This window comes from Saccharicrinis sp. GN24d3 (assembly GCF_052400645.1).
In the GTDB taxonomy this organism is placed as follows: Bacteria; Bacteroidota; Bacteroidia; order Bacteroidales; family Marinilabiliaceae; genus Saccharicrinis.
In genome coordinates, this window is record NZ_JBQTGI010000003.1 from 479671 (window position 1) to 496369 (window position 16699).

The following is a 16699-nucleotide window of genomic DNA, read 5'->3' on the forward strand; positions in this document are numbered from 1 at the left end:
ATATTTGTATCGTAAATCAATTATTAAATCAATTAAGATGAACACGATATTGAAAACATTCATGCCAATTCTTTTATTAGGTATAATTTTTTTACCGGCAAAAGGACAGGAAAAACAGTTTTCACTGGACGATTGCATTGCGTATGCCTTGGAAAACAGTACCACTATTGGCAGGGCCAATAATGAGGTTATTAGTATGGTTTCTGAATTGGAACAAAGAAAAGCGGAACGTAGTCCCAATTTATCATTGTCGGCCAATGAATCAGTAAGCTCCAATAATACTTATAACAACACAGAAGGAATCTGGGACCGGGAAACAAATAGCAACTTGAATGTTTCCTTAAGCTCAAACCTTACCTTGTATAACGGTGCAAAAATCAAAAACTCCATTCTTCAAGGAAAAATCAACCTATCCGCAGCCGAAACTGATATTAAAACCAAGGAAGAATTATTAAGTCTGGATGTTCTGGCCAATTACATTGCCGTGTTGCAGGCTAAGGAGCAAGTAAAAAACAGCCAGTCGCAATTGGAGGCCACGGAAAAGGAACTGGAAGAAGCTACCATTCGTCGTGAGGCGGGAGTCATGTCGCCATCTGACTATTTGAATATAAGATCGCAGTATTCGAGCGATAAGGCCACCTTGGTCACTTCGCAAAGTTCGTTACGAATTGCTTTGGTAACCTTGATGCAGACCATGAATATGCCTGTGAGCAATTCGTTCGACATATCGCATCCTAATATAGATACCTTAGTGAAGTTGAACACGGAAACGGATCCCGGCATTGTGTATAACGTGGCATTGGGAATTCAGCCAGGTGTTAAAACAGCCGAGTTGGACCTGGAAAGCTCGGAGATGGATATCAAACTCGCAAAAGTAAATGCACTACCATATCTTTCGTTAAACGGGAGTGTTCAAAGCAATTATAATAGTGGATTTACTCCTGCATTTAGCGATCAATTTTCTAACCAGGTAACTCCCACCATTGGGTTATCCTTGTCTATTCCTATTTATCAACGAAAAGAGGTTAAAAACAGGGTGAAACAAGCGGTGATTACAAGGGATAATTATGAGTACAACCTGATAGACACCAGAAACGATTTGCGAAAAGCCATTGAACAGGCCTGTACCGATGCGCAAACGGCCAGTAGTACCTTTTTGTCGTACGAGGAACAATTCGTGGCAGAACAGGAATCTTTTAAGTTAGCGGAAGAAATGTTTTCGCAAGGAATGTTGAGTTCCGTGGATTTCCTGATATCGAAAAACAATTTAACGACAGCAGAAAATAACCTGACAAGGGCAAAGTACGAAATGGTTTTACAAAACGAAATCATTGAATACTACATGGGAAACCTTATTGCCCTATAAAATGATAAAAGGAAGTAAAATAAACTGGATACATATATCTGAATACTAAAATCTAATAAAGATGAAACGGAAAAAAATAATCATTTATGCAGTTGTTTCATGCATGGTAATAGCAGCAGTACTGACTTATTCCTTTACCAATAGCGGCAAGTCGGGATATGTTTTTGAAACAGCAATAGTGCAACGAGGATCCATAAACAATTCGATTACGGCTACAGGAACATTGGAAGCCACTAATACGGTTGAGGTAGGAACCCAGGTGTCTGGTGTGATCGAAAAACTATATGTGGATTTTAATTCTGTCGTAAAAAAGGGGCAGTTAATTGCGGAGCTGGATAAATCCACCTTAAAATCTTCGCTGGAAAATGCACAGGCCGACCTAAACAGATCAGAGGCCGAGTACGAATACCAAAAAAGCAACCTGGCCAGGATGAGGACTTTGTACGATAAAGATGTGTTATCGCAAAGTGATTATGATTTAGCGGTGTATAATTATAAAACAAGCGAGGCTAACCTGAAGTCTGCGAAAGCCAATGTAGAAAAAGCAGAGCGGAATTTAAGTTATGCCACCATCTATTCACCTATTGATGGCGTGGTGTTGAACCGTGCCGTAGAAGAGGGGCAAACTGTGGCAGCAAGCATGAATACACCTGAGCTGTATACCATTACCAACGATTTAAGCGAAATGCAGGTGGAAGCCGATGTGGATGAAGCCGATATAGGTATGGTGGAAGTTGGGCAGCATGTGGATTTTACGGTAGATGCTTTTCCCGATGATACTTTTACCGGTAAGGTTTCTGAGATAAGGCTGCAGCCTAATGAATCGTCAAACGTAATTACCTATACGGTAATTGTAATAGTTGCCAACCCCGACAAAAAACTAAAGCCGGGCATGACCGCAAGTATCACCGCATATGTGGAAGAAGCCAATGATGTATTATTGGCAGCAGGTAAAGCCTTACGCTTTAGTCCGGAAAGGGAAATGATGATGGAATATATGCAATCATTACCTGAAGATCAAAGACCGCAACGCCCGGAAGGAAGACCAGGTATGAACGGAAACAAAGGTAACGTGCAAAGCGGTCAATCATCCGGAAAGCAAATGCAAGGGCCATCTGATGGTATGATGAAAGAGGATGACTCAAAAACAATGGTGTGGATTAAAAAAGGTAGTTCGATTCATCCTGTCCCCATTGAAATTGGTATTAATGATGGAACCCAAATTCAAATTATTTCAGGATTGGAAGAAGGTGATGAAGTTGTTATAGCTATGAACGAGGGGATGCAAGAGGAAACGGAAGAAGAAAGCGCAGATGAAGAGCAATCCAGTCCATTTATGCCATCGCGTGGTAAAGGTGGCGGTGGACCACCGAGGTAAGACTTCGATAAGCTTGGAGAGTTGGCAGTCAACAGTCAATGGTAATACTAACTCTTTAAATAAAGCTCCGAAGGGCGTTTGGCACTAACCTGGGGCAACGTCCCAGGTTGGTGATGTAATTCAAACCGACGCATCATCAACTAATTATGTTTGTAACGCAACTTTGCGTCGGCAATTGGAAACCTATTTGATAAATATTGGAAGACATTATGAGGTAACCAAAGTATCTCTTTGAGTTGGAATTTTAAAAATTGATGTAATCATGAACAATCATAAAATCATAGAAATTAAAGGTCTCCATAAAAACTATCGGGTGGGCGACGAAACCGTAAAGGCGCTTCGGGGAGTGGACTTGTCCATTACTCAAGGCGAATTTGTGGCCATTATGGGTACCAGCGGTTCAGGCAAATCAACCCTGTTGAATATTCTTGGATGCCTTGATAGAGCATCGGAAGGGGATTATTGGCTGGATGGAAACAATGTGAAGTCCATGAAGAAAAATCAGCTGGCGGAAATAAGAAGCACCAAGTTGGGCTTTGTGTTCCAGTCGTACAATTTATTGCCCAGAACTACGGCCCTGGAAAATGTGGAACTCCCCTTGTTATATAATCCATCCATTAACAGTAAGCTGCGTCGCGAAAAGGCTGAGGCTGCCTTGGTAGCAGTGGGTTTGCAAGATAGGATGAAACACCTGTCCAACCAGATGTCGGGCGGACAGCAGCAACGTGTGGCCATAGCCCGGTCAATAGTGAACGACCCGGTAATTATTTTGGCCGATGAGGCCACGGGCAACCTGGATACACGGACTTCTTTTGAGATTATGGCCTTGTTTCAGGAACTGAACGAAAAAGGCATAACCATTGGCTTTGTGACACACGAACCGGATATCGCCTTGTTTACCAAAAGGAATATTGTTTTCAGAGATGGCCGGATTATTAAAGATGCCCAAACAGAAAATAGGGCCATTGCCAGTGAGGCGATATTGAAACTGAAAAACGAAGATTATATATTGAATTAGGATAAGGTTGATTGGAAAGGTTCATACGAAGCTCCTGAGGCTTATGGACCGTTCCTTATGTATACCTTTAGTTTTAGGCAGTTCTTAAAGAAGCTTTATGTTTCTGTGTTTTAAGTCTATTATCTCTAATCTATTACCTAAAAATCTTGCAAAATGAAACTAATAAACTTATTTAAAATAGCCATTGCAGCTATTAAGCGCAATAAAATGAGATCGTTCCTGACCATGTTAGGGATTGTCATTGGGGTAGGGGCAGTGATTACCATGTTGGCTATCGGCCAGGGATCTAACGAAAGCATTAAATCAAGTATTGCCTCTATGGGAACCAACCTGATTAACGTGATGCCTGCCAGTATGAGCAGGGGTGGCGTACAACAAGGCAGAACGGCATCGCAAACACTGAAAGAGAAAGACGTAGCGTATCTGAAGCAAAATTGTACTTTGATTGACGCAGTGTCTCCCGGAATGAAGGGCTCTGGGCAAGTAGTATATGGATCGAACAATTGGCCGACAAGCATCAGTGGAGGTAATGAAGAATATGCAACTATCAAAAAATACGAGATTGAGACAGGTCGCTTTTATACCAGTCAGGAAATAAAAACAGCAGCAAAAGTATGCGTTCTGGGTCAAACAGTGGTGGAAAATGTTTTTGGGGAGGATGTTGACCCTATTGGACAAAGTATTCGTTTCAACAACATACCGTTTAAGGTAATAGGAACTTTCAAAGAAAAAGGGAACAACACTTTCGGACAAGACCAGGATGATATGATTCTGATGCCTTATTCAACGATCATGAAACGTATAACCCGCGAGACACATTTGCGTGAAATTGTTTTGTCGGCTTCTTCCGAAGATAATATTAAAGAAACAAGCGCCGAGATAGAAGAGTTGTTGCGTCAATCGCATAAATTGAAGGAAGCAGAGGATAATGATTTTGAAATCAGAACCCAGGAGGAGCTGATCAGCAACTTTGGGTCTATATCAGAAATGTTGTTGGTTTTATTAGGATCAATCTCAGCTATTTCTTTGTTAGTAGGCGGCATTGGGATTATGAATATCATGTATGTGTCGGTTACGGAGCGTACCAGAGAAATAGGACTGCGCCTGGCCATTGGCGGAAAGGGCAAAGACATTCTGATGCAGTTTTTACTGGAAGCTATTTTACTGAGCGTGTTAGGCGGAATCATAGGGGTATTGCTCGGGTATTTTGCATCTAATTCGGTGGAAAGTATCTTGAACTGGCCCATTCTGATTACCACGGATTCTGTGTTGTTATCGTTTTTGGTTTGCTCTTTTATCGGTGTTTTCTTTGGCTGGTATCCGGCGCGAAAGGCGTCAGCTCTTGATCCGATTGTAGCTTTACGTCACGAATAAGTGTGCAGCTAAGTGCATAGAGCGATAGGCGGATGGCTCGAAAAATAAGGTTTGATGTTTTGCAATTGTAAAATATAGTATATCCGTAATTTGGACTCTCCTTCTTACTAAGGAGGAGAGCCGATTCCCGTCTTGTAAACTATTGTAAAAATGCAATTTTCCAACTTTTCGAACTCTGGTGGGCAGCAAAGAAATACCATCCGTTTGATAATAACTGTCTACTGCTGACTATTGACTGAAATAATTATCTTTACCATATGCAAATTATCAAATCAAAACTAGGAAACTGGTTACCGCATATCATAGCCATAGCATTTGTGCTTCTGATGCCTTTGTTTGTATTCGACAGGTCGGACAATCATCTGACATTTTGGAGATATATGTACTACTATCAGATGTTTTTTATGACATTGGCATTTTATGTCAATTATTTGGTATTAGTGCCCCGATTGTATTTCTCTAAAAACAAAATCGTTTTTTTTATTGCAATAGTATTGTTCATACTAACCATTCTGTCTCTATGGCAAATGGGTTTTGAACTGGTTGGTTTTGACGAGATTAGGGAAAGTATGAGCATGGAGAAGCCTGTAAGGAAAGATAAACGTGAGGGTATGTTTCTCGACCCAAGGGCAGTTGACAATATTTACCTGCTTATATTGGTAATTAGCACCAGTACGGGATTAGCTATTATTCATAAGATCAGGCAAAACGAAAAAGTGCAACAAGAAAAAGAACGGGCGCATCAAGATACGGAGCTGGCTTTTCTGAAAAACCAGATTAGCCCGCATTTTTTCTTTAACGCTTTAAACAACATATACGCGCTTATTGCTATCGACAGCGACAAAGCGCAAAAATCTGTGGAAAAACTTTCTGCGTTAATGCGCTATTTAATCTATGAGTCAGATATTAAAACCATAGCCTTACAAAAGGAATTTGATTTTACACGAAATTACATTGACCTGATGCGGCAACGTTTGACTTCCAAAGTAAAACTGGATGTGAGCATCTCGAATCAAAACTCGAACACCGATATTCCTCCGCTGATGTTTATTCCGTTTATTGAGAATGCATTTAAGCATGGTGTCAGTTATCGCGAGCAATCATTTATAAAAATTGAGTTAAAACAAGAAAACAACCAAGTAAAGTTTGCGTGCAAGAACAGTATCCCCCAAAAAGGAAACAGTGTAAATGACGAAAAGGGCGGGGTAGGGATCACAAATATTAAAAAACGTTTGGATTTAATTTATGGAGATAGAGCTATTTTAAATATGGATATAGAAGAAAATGTTTTTAGTGTAAGTTTAATCATTCCTTTAGAATATTGATTTATAAATATTCTTCATGCCTAGTAATCTAATACCATGAAAAAAATTGCCTGCATAGCCATCGACGACGAGCCATTAGCCCTGGGTTTAATGGTTTCTCATATTAATAAAACACCTTTTTTGGAACTGAAGGGGGAGTTTGATAACCCGATAGATGCAATGGAATTTTTGCAGGACAATCCCGTTCAACTAATTTATTTGGATATACAGATGCCCGATTTTACCGGTGTAGAATTTGCGCGCACACTGGATGAAAGCTGTAAGGTGATATTTACTACAGCATTCGAGAAATATGCTTTGGAGGGTTTTCAGCTTCATGCCCTCGATTATTTACTCAAGCCAGTGAGTTACGAGGTTTTTTTGAAAGCAGCCAAACATGCCCAAAAACACTTTGACCTGATCGAAGCGGCAAAATCTCCGGCCGAAAGCCATCTTAATTCGGATGGCGATTACTTGTTTATAAAAGCCAACGCGCAATTAAGGCGGATTAATTATGGTGAAATTCTTTATCTGGAAGGATTAAAAGATTACGTGAAACTTTATACGGAATCGGAACAAACACCAATCGTGTTTTATGCTACCATGAAATCTGTTGAGGAGCGATTGCCTTCGGAACGTTTTATGCGTGTCCATCGTTCATTTATTGTCAATCTCGAAAAAGTAACCACTATAGAACGCTACAGAATCATCTTTGGTAAAGAACGCATTCCCATCAGCAAGCAATATAAAGACGCCTTTGATGAATTTGTAAAGAAGAAATTTCTTTAGCCTAATCAATTGGTTTCGACGAACGTTGTTTCATAAATTTTCGGGATGAGAATGCTACATGCACGAAGAAAAAGGGAAACGGAAATTTTTAGCTCGCCGTTATAGTGAACTAAACTAAATGTTTACTTCGTAAGCACCGTCAAAAAAGCATTTGTGTTCCACGTTAAACCGTCCTTTAAACCGTCCTTTGGCCTTGACTTCAGATGGTGAACTCGCATTATCCATTAGTTTGCAATTAAAATCGGCCACGACATCTACGGCACCATCAACTTCATTGGTATAATAAATGTAAGTCCCGTAAAGGTTGTTTAAACCGGAGTTCAGCATTTCGCAGTTTAGCTCCACGCTGTATGGAACTATCTTGCCATTTAAAATTTCGTAGATCAATTGCTTAATATCCAGCTCTATATATTCCATCCGTTTTTTAAATTTTAGGCAAAGATATAATAAAAAAAAGGCTAACCTCCGGGGAAGTTAGCCTTCATATATTCAAATTTACATTTGTTTTTTTAATTATCCTCTACAGCTTCCAGTGTGATGTCCCAGGTTTCTGCTGATCCACTGTACACTTCAAATGTTACTTTATAAACTTCACCAAGAGCTACCTCAAAATTGTTTTTCAGAATTTTTGTGATTTTCTCGATTCTCACTTCCTCGGTTTCTTCGTCCTGGCCCTCACGAACATCGAAATTATCATATCTGCCGTTACCTACAAATTCGTAATCATCATCATTTAAAGTATATTCTATAGTATGTGCTTTATCCGTTTTAATGAATTTGATTGGTGGAACATATAGCCAAACATCACCATCATACTTAAAAGTTTCAGTTTTATTCTCAGTAGAAGAATATGCTGTCCAGCCAGTCTCGGTTTTTAAGTATTCGATAGCTCTAGTTTCAGTAACACCTCCTCCTGCATAATACTTGAAAACAGTTGCAATTTTAATTCCATTAAATGCATATGGGAATTTAATGGAAAGAAATGTTGGCAAGTAGTTTTCAGGAACATCTGATGCAGAAAAGTTATTGTAATTACCGGGAGCACCCATCGAATCGTAATCTTCAGAGGTTAATACATAAATTTCTACACCTTCTGGTAAATCTACACTTTCATCAGAGGAGGCCCAAATAGACCCATCAAATTCGTAGAATTCGCTAATAACAGAAACTCCTCCGCTGTAATAATCGTAAGTAACATATACTATATCTCCCGCTTCTGCACTGCTATATTTATTTGCAAAGAAATCTGGCAAATAGTTCTCTGGTCTAGCGCTTGAGCTAAAATTATTGTATTGAGCAGCATCCCCGCCAAAAGAATCATAATCACTGGTTGTTAACTCGTAAAAGGTAACATCTTCCAGGTCATATAGGTAACTAAGGCTTCCTTTGTAAAAGAGGTAAGTGATTTTAAATTCAGTTCCAATTTCATCAGTATAAAACTTGGCATCTAAAATCTCGGGTAAATAATCTTTAGCAGGTAAGTAATTAGAAAAGTTTTTAAAACTCAGAACATCTTCATTAGAAGATAGAGCATAATCTTCTTCAGTTAAAGTATAAGGTGCGTCTAATATAGCTTTCCCAACATGATTTGAAACGATAGGATCATCTAATCCATCAAAATCATCCGTTACATCCTCGCAACTCCATAATGCAAATAATGCAACAACCAGTGATATGTTTAATATATTTTTCATCAGTTCTAACTATTTAATTTATGGGTTAATTAAAAAATAAGCTTTAAGCCAACCGACCATGTTCTTCCGAATCCATAAAATACCTTGGCGTCTTCCCAAGTATCGTTCGATCCGCTTTCCGCATCAGTTATGTAAACGGCATCGAATAAATTGTTCACTTTTGTATAAATGCGAGCGTCAAAGTTCCCTAGCATAAATTTATAACTAGCGTTAGCGTCGAATATATTGGCAGAAGGTACCTGCCAGGTGTCTTCGCCTTCTAAATCATCTATTTCACCATAATCTGCAAAAAGTCTGTCGTAGTAATTGTAATCTAAGCCAATTTTAAACCCATTTAAAAAACTATAGTTGACTCCTAACGCTGCAGTCGTTTGTGCTGCATCGCCAATATGAACATCGCCGATTTGAAGCAATATTTTTTTTGCGTCATCCGGATCGGTTACAATCTCGCCTTGATCATTTACCAGGCGTCCATCCCTGTTGGTCGCATAAGCCTCTGCGTCATTTACCCATTTCCAATCTCCAAAAGATGCCATACCGGTAAATTCTAGGTTTTGTATGGGTTTGAACACAAAATCAAGCTCAATACCTTGGTGTAATGCTTCAACCCCTTCGGCATTATACCTTCCCAGATCAGGGTTTTGACTGCTTACATACCCTGTAAAGGTTTTGTCCCTCCATTCTGTTCGGTATAAGTTCAGGTTTAATCGTAACGACGACGTCCTCAGACCATAACCGATTTCCGTCGAGAATATTTTTTCATTAACAGCATCATCGTTTATTTCATTGCTGGTATCATCTGCCAAAAATACGCTTGAGAAATATGGAGCTCGTGAGAAGTAGCCTATATTAGCGAATACATTGTGAATATCAGTTAAGTTATAATTGGCTCCTCCCTTAATACTGAATCCGCCAAAATGGGTTTTGTCCGATTCTTTTTCATTCTCGGCATAATACATATTATCGACACGCCAATAGGTGGTGTTTGAAATTGCACCTGAAACAAATGCAGCCAATCTACCTTGGTTATACTCAGCTTGAGCGAAAGCACCTTCCCAAAGCACCTTCCCTAAATAATCCCTAGATATTTTATCACCGTATGAAAGTTTTTCGTTGACATAAGTGTCATCATCGCTTCTGTAATCTACATTAGTTCTATCTGGGTCAAGGAAGAAATCTCCACCTAGAAGATCAAGGATAGTTCTGTTGTGATCGCCCTCATAATATCTTAAATCAAGTCCACCATATATATCAAAAGACTTTACTTGTGTACTTAACGTTGAAATCGCACCTACCCATTTATGGTCGTTGTTCGAACTTGCAATAATTGAAGTTGAACCATCGGTATTCGCCGCGTTTAGTTCTTGAATGGCTGCATAATCTTTATATCCCTCTATGGTTCTGAAGGTATCATCCGTTCCATATTGCCAACTTCTGTCATCGCCTCGTGCAGAGTGGCCTCCTCCACTACCTATAGATCCATATAATGATGTACTTAAACTTGATTTTTCATTGATTGTCCAAAAATGATTTAATGAGAATTGAGGTTTGTGGTAGTAATTTCGGGCACCATTTTTACGTTGACCGTTTACACCAAAACCATACGTTCCATTGTATCTGTATTTTTCTTTTTTTGTTTCCCAATCGGCAATACTTAATTTATCGAAACTACTACGTTGGTTGTGCCATTGTTTAGCTCCAAATCCGGTAAACGACAATTGGTGATCATCGTTAATTCTTTTAGAAACATTAAAGAAATAAGAATAACTTTCAAATTCAGTGCCCTGAATATATCCATCACCTTTTGTTCTAGCACCTAATAATGTAATTGCCCAACCGTCTTCGGTTAATCCGGTGGAAATATTGAAACCTATTTTTTCGTATCCATCGTTGCCAATAGTTGTGGCAACAGCACCGCCTTTTGTGGCATCGGTTGTTTTTGTTAGAATATTGATAGATCCACCAACTGACGGTACAGCAACTTTTGATGCTCCTAAACCCCGTTGAACCTGCATTGATCTTGTTACATCAGAAAGTCCGGCCCAATTACTCCAATATATACCACCCCATTCCATGTCATTTACCGGAACTCCGTTAATCATCACAGCAACATTCGGAGAGTCAAATCCACGGATGTTGATACGTCCATCACCAAAACCTCCTCCTTGTTTAGTAGCATATACTGAAGGAGTTGACTTTAGAACCTCGGGAAATTCTTGAGTTCCTAGTTTGTCTTCTATTCCAATTGGACTAATTGTTGAAAGAGCCACCGGTGTTTTTCTATCAACTGCTACAGAAGCTATAACAGCTACTTCGTTAAGCCCAACAGAAGAAGATTTCATTAAAATTGTGCCAAGGTCTACATCACCATCCACCTTTACGGAGGCGGATTGATCAATATAACCTAAATAGGTGAACACCAGGTTGTATTTACCGTTTTTCAGGTTTAGTTTAAAAGTACCATCCAAAGAGGTAACCGTGCCAACTCCTTTATCCGACTCCAGGTAAATAGCAGCACCAATCAACGGTTCGTCGGTGCTTGAATCCACCAGTTTTCCAGTTACTTTACCTTGAGCATATGCTGCTAAAGGAAGGGCTAGTAGCATACCAACCACATAAAGCTTCGTGATAAAATGTTTCATGATTAAATAATTGAATTTAGGTTATAATAAAAACTTATTAATAGTTTCAAATATATATAATTTCTACGGCAAATATTCAAAAAACCGACCGACGAGTCGGTTTTGAAAACATTAAGTATGCGTTAACCTATTGTTATCATTGGCCACAGAAGGTAATTAAATTTTTTTTAAAAATTTATAATTGATAAAAAGGTCGAAAAGGATAAAAATAGGTTCGCGTGCCTTGAAATAGATAGGTTATGGAGTAAATAAAGGCTTTTGTAGCTGGGGGTTGGGTTTTTAAAGTGGGGTGGTATGTAGTTTTATTCTTTTTTTTATATTGCTATCTGGAGGCTCCGTTCCAATAAAGATCAAACGCTTCGTCAAATTCTTTGCGGAACTTTCCCATGGGATTGGGTTGAGATAAAAAGTAATTGGCAGTGGACCGGGTAAAAGCAAAATCGAAAAAAGTGATTAACTCTGTATTGTAGTTTTTCATCACGCCCATATTCACCTTCTGCTGGATGTTCTTCTGAGGGCCACTTAATGTTTCCCTTACCGAAAGTGCGTGTACCTTACTGTAGGGGCTGGCTTCAAAGCTACTGATATAATGAAACTTGCTTGGGTTTTTAATGAACCAGCTAACTATTTTTCCGAACACATCTTTGGTGTATGCCAGCGGATCTTCTTCCTCCAGCATTTCGGAAACACATTCTGTTTCAATTTCAAACATCAATGTTTTGTAAATTTCAACTATTAATTGATCTTTGCTTTTAAAGTGGTGATATAGTGTTCCTTTGGCAATTCCGATGCGACTTATTAATTCATTGGTGGAAGCGGAAAAACCTTTAGCTACAAATAATTCAATGGCACCATTTAAAATAACTTCTTTTTTCTTCATTACCACAATTGGTTTTCTTTTCAGAGATGGAGTGTTGTTAACAAAATAATAATGTGTTTAATGGTGACAAAAATAATAATAAATCGCACTCTTTCATTCCGCCTTTGGGAATTAATAAAAAGATAACATGAAGATTTTATTCAACTATCCACAAGAAAAGAGGCCATTTAAAAGTAAATTGAATGGCCTTTATTACAAAAACGTGATATGGAGGAATAAGATAATTTAGGGTTTTAGTTTGCTAGCCACTATGGAATAACAATTTTTCTTTTATAAACTCCATTCGCAGTTGTAATGAGTACAATATATATTCCTTGTTTCAGTTTGCTCACGTTATACAAATATTTATTAGATAGAATTGAATTTTGACTCATAACCTTAAAACCTGTTAGATCGTAAACTGTGATATTTTTTATCAAAGTTGCATCAGCAAATTTTACCCGGATTTCGCCATTGGCAAAGCAAAAGAACATATCCGCATTCATATGTGCCAAATCTGTAGAGACTACGGTAAAAATATCGGAAGTATTGGTACAGCCATTTACGGTTGTGGAACACTGGTAATTGCCACTCATCGTGATGTTTAATGTGTCGTTGACTTCCCCAACCAATAATGTGTTATCGAGGTACCATTGAAGGTTTTCCACCGTATTAGCCACTAATAAATTACTTTGGGGTTGAGTAATGCCGGGTTTGCCGGGCTTTACACAAAACCACATTTCTTCGTTTTGGGCAGGGTTATACGTTGCATCGCCATTTTGTTTAGCCACTATAGTTGCTAATCCGGCTCCATTAATAGTTACAGTATTTCCGTTTAGGGTAATGTTTCCTTGCTGTACCTCAAAAGTAACGGGTAGCCCCGATGAGGAGGTAGCACTGATTTGAAAGGGGCCATCTCCTAAAGACTTATCCCCTATGTCGGCAAAAGTGATGGTTTGGTTTAGTTTGTTGTTATACATTTTAATGTTGTAGTTAGGGTCAAATACCTCTCCTCCAATAGGGTCGCCATTCTGATTGTTTGCCGGATCTACAAAGCCCTTAATATAATAAACCAATAATTTATTAGATGAATTTGTCAGGTCAACAACATCTGTATAAAGTAAGTTTCCTGTTAGCGACTCATGAAAATTTAATTGCAATGGTTCTGCGGTAAAACCAACCAGTCGTTTTTGTTCTTTGTACGTTAATTTATTAATCAATGTAGCATCATTACTGGTCTTAATATCAATAGCAGGGCTATCGGTTACGGTATTCACGAAAATAATTCCTGATCCGTCCGCATCAGCGTAAGTTGTTAAGTTGGACGAAATCAAATCGAATGAGCGATCAATCCCGTTGGGGTTAGGTTTGTATCGCGTGGTATCTTCAACACCTACCAATGCATACACCAATGTATCTCTATGATTTACCAATCCTTTAAAAGATACCAGTGTGTCCCTGCTTGGGAAATTAACAAAAGCCAGGTCGAATTCGTCATACTCATCAATTAAGAATTTATCTATTTCCAGATTGTTCTGAAGTAATTGTTGCGATGTTGCTTGCGCATTTTTTAGGTGGGGATTACGGCATCTCCATCTAATTACAGACACAGCAGATGTTCCCGATGGGATATACGGCGAAGTATTGGCAGTTGCATATGATGCAATGGTGGTCAAATTGTTTAACTTGTGCTCTGCAATTCCGGCGCTGGGTAAGTTTCCGGCAGAACTAAAATCTCCAACAACAAGCATGTTTCGGGGTGTATAGTTACAGCCATATTCGCCAACGTGTTCATATACCGGGTTGTTGGTGCCATCGCCCCATGGGCTGATATTCAACGATCTGCCCCAAAAGTCACCGCAAAAGGTGCCTTTTATCTCGGCAATGTGATTAAGCTGCCTCACGCTTCCATCGTGCATGGTTACCTTCGTAAACTCACCCGAGATAACAGAACGGAACAAATCATTTCCTGAAATATGATGAACCGCTCCGTCCAGTTGCTGAAAGTGAGTTGTCATAGTAGTCACATTAGCATCCATGTCATCTATTGTTCCATTGTTATCTGAGTCCTTAAAACTGAAGAATATATTTGATAAATATGGAGATTGGTCGTAGGTGTCGTACGAATCGGTAATATCCGTAAAAGTTCCTCCTATCGTCACTTCACCCAACAGGTTAGTAGAAGAAAGCAAGCTTCGAGAGCTCAGGGCAAGCACTTCTCCATTTATGGACATATCCGTACCATGCCATTTTGGAATACCGTATAGTGTAGACAAAACAGCTAATTTATCAGATGTCACTATTGTTCCATCGGAATTTTCTACGGCAGTAAAATTACCGCCAATAAACAAATTCATTGGATCTCCATGATTTGTATGAATGGCCTTAACCGGGCCGTTTGTGCTTCCAATGTATTCCCATCGCCAATTTTCGAGGTTAAAGGCGACAAAATTAGTTGCATTCACAATACTCCCATCGGCGTTAACAGCCTGTGTAAATTCGCCACCTACAAATAGATATCCGCTGCCGTTTCGGCCATAATGATTCAGGTCTCGGCTATATCTTAATTCATGGACCACCCCGTTTACTCCTCGACCCAAAGGCAGGTATTTTTCTGTTTGGATATCCCATGCAACCACATGGTTAGCATCGCTATGCATAGTTCCGTCGGCATCTGTTGCTTCAGTGAAGTCGCCTCCGATAAATACCGTGTTTGAGAATGGAGTTTCAACAAAAGTACTCGCACCCACATCCACCGAACGTACTACGTTATTCACTCCGTTACCCAGCTTTACAAGTGCACCATTCACGATTCCGGCCAGGTTGTTGCAGTTTTTATAAAAACTCAAATCGGTAAAGTCGCCACCAAAATATAAATGATTGTTCGTGTTAAAATCGGCACTGTATATGGGATCAACAGGTACGTTATTGGTCATGGAATTCCAGTCAGTCCCATCCCAATAGATATTGTTTATCGCATATTCAACCCGGTTGGTTACCGAATTTGTAATCCAGCTAAAATACCCGCCCAGATAGATTCTTGTATTGGCTAAATTTCTGTTACCGTACATCACATTTGGTCGTCCACCTATGTTGCCTATTTGTTCCCATGTATTTCCATCGTATTTGCTTACTGAATAGGTATTGGTGGTAAAGCTCCTGCTTTGCAAATACAAATTGTTGTTGTTGTCTGTTTCCAGTTCTCCGGCACCCCAATTGACCGCGGCAATAGAATTCCAGTTGAGACCATCATATTTAAGAAGAAAAGTTGGATCATCGCCGCTAATGTAAATGTTACCCGCATTATCATCGCATACCGAAATCCCATAACCACCGGAAACAGTAGGGGGTAAGGTTCCTGTAGAGCTCCATCCTATGCCATCCCACCTTGCCAGTATCGAAATATTGAATGGCGTTCCATTGGGGGATGTTGCCATCCCAAATTGTCCTATTGCATACACATCTTGTCCTTGGATCATGATGTCATTGATGTAATTGGATCTCGCATTTCCCCGCATTAATCCACCTGCCATATTATCCCATTGTTGGGCAGCTTCATCCCATTTAATGATACTGTTTGCGGGAACAATAGTCCCGTTGGGATTTTTTCCGGCCAGGCCACCGGCTGCTCCAATGTAAATATTTTGCGTATTATCCACTTTTATAGCTTTAAAAGCGTAAGGATTGGTAGGTACGTTTATCCCCATTCCTATATTTGACCAGTTTTGGGTTGATTTTTCCCACTTGGCAATGTTTTCCGTGTCAATTAAAGGTGTGCCAGTTTCGTTATCAATTTTATCAAAAGTACCTAAAACATATATATTGCCTTGGATATCCACATCTATGGCCGTAATAGTTGCAACCCTAAAAACTGAATGAATCAATTGACCATTTAACAAGCTCCATTTAACGCCATCCCAACTTACTATTTTTACCACTGTTTGATTGTTGACAGGTAGTTGCACGCCAATGTACACTATGCCATTGTTGTCCACGGCTCCGGCTTGTGTTCCGTAGGCATAATTGCCATTGTAACCGGGTATAATACTTGTGTTCCAGTAGTTATTACCATGTAACTGTGCTTTGACATTACATGGACAGGAAATCATTAGCACCATGGATAAGCATATCCCAACTACATACTTTTTAACCTTCATAACTTATCGATTTACAGAGTGAATGTTTTATAATCGAATACAAGTTATGGAGGAACATATTCAATTGCCTACCCATAAACAGCCATTCTAATACCTGAAAACAGGTATTTTGTTTACA

11 protein-coding genes are annotated in these 16699 nt (G+C 39.3%); 6 read left to right on the forward strand and 5 right to left on the reverse strand.

Translation table 11 applies throughout. The annotated features are described in order from the left end of the window. Positions 1–37 precede the first annotated feature (37 nt). From ACT29I_RS06205 to ACT29I_RS06230, 6 genes are all read left to right on the forward strand, one after another. On the forward strand, positions 38–1366 hold the full coding sequence (locus tag ACT29I_RS06205; protein WP_430931352.1) for a TolC family protein: 1329 nt from the start codon (positions 38–40) through the stop codon (positions 1364–1366). 61 nt (positions 1367–1427) lie between these two features. Further along, complete coding sequence (locus ACT29I_RS06210) at positions 1428–2744, forward strand: efflux RND transporter periplasmic adaptor subunit (RefSeq protein ID WP_444792952.1); 1317 nt, start codon at positions 1428–1430, stop codon at positions 2742–2744. A gap of 262 nt (positions 2745–3006) precedes the next feature. Then, on the forward strand, positions 3007–3762 hold the full coding sequence (locus ACT29I_RS06215; RefSeq protein WP_444792953.1) for an ABC transporter ATP-binding protein: 756 nt from the start codon (positions 3007–3009) through the stop codon (positions 3760–3762). A gap of 153 nt (positions 3763–3915) precedes the next feature. Next, a complete protein-coding gene (locus ACT29I_RS06220; RefSeq protein ID WP_430931355.1) occupies positions 3916–5136 on the forward strand; it encodes an ABC transporter permease in 1221 nt (406 codons plus the stop codon). Positions 5137–5393: 257 nt separating this feature from the next. Beyond that, a complete protein-coding gene (locus ACT29I_RS06225; protein ID WP_430931356.1) occupies positions 5394–6461 on the forward strand; it encodes a sensor histidine kinase in 1068 nt (355 codons plus the stop codon). Between the two features lie 36 nt (positions 6462–6497). Further along, complete coding sequence (locus ACT29I_RS06230; RefSeq protein WP_430931357.1) at positions 6498–7229, forward strand: LytR/AlgR family response regulator transcription factor; 732 nt, start codon at positions 6498–6500, stop codon at positions 7227–7229. 114 nt (positions 7230–7343) lie between these two features. Here the strand turns inward: ACT29I_RS06230 and ACT29I_RS06235 are convergent, their stop codons facing one another. The 5 genes from ACT29I_RS06235 to ACT29I_RS06255 all read right to left on the reverse strand — a co-directional run bounded on the left by ACT29I_RS06235 (position 7344) and on the right by ACT29I_RS06255 (position 16581). Then, positions 7344–7646: a hypothetical protein gene (locus tag ACT29I_RS06235; protein ID WP_444792954.1), complete on the reverse strand. Its 303-nt coding sequence runs from the start codon at positions 7644–7646 to the stop codon at positions 7344–7346. Between the two features lie 92 nt (positions 7647–7738). Next, positions 7739–8923, reverse strand: coding sequence for a hypothetical protein (locus tag ACT29I_RS06240; protein WP_430931359.1), 1185 nt, complete (start codon positions 8921–8923; stop codon positions 7739–7741). A 29-nt stretch (positions 8924–8952) separates the two neighbouring features. Then, the gene (locus tag ACT29I_RS06245; RefSeq protein ID WP_430931360.1) at positions 8953–11565 is read right to left on the reverse strand and encodes a TonB-dependent receptor; all 2613 of its coding nucleotides are present in this window, start codon (positions 11563–11565) and stop codon (positions 8953–8955) included. Positions 11566–11887: 322 nt separating this feature from the next. Continuing rightward, positions 11888–12445 carry a TetR/AcrR family transcriptional regulator gene (locus tag ACT29I_RS06250; RefSeq protein ID WP_430931361.1) on the reverse strand — a complete coding sequence of 186 codons (558 nt, stop codon included), beginning with the start codon at positions 12443–12445 and terminating at the stop codon, positions 11888–11890. Between the two features lie 248 nt (positions 12446–12693). Further along, the gene (locus ACT29I_RS06255) at positions 12694–16581 is read right to left on the reverse strand and encodes a T9SS type A sorting domain-containing protein (protein ID WP_444792955.1); all 3888 of its coding nucleotides are present in this window, start codon (positions 16579–16581) and stop codon (positions 12694–12696) included. Positions 16582–16699 lie beyond the last annotated feature (118 nt).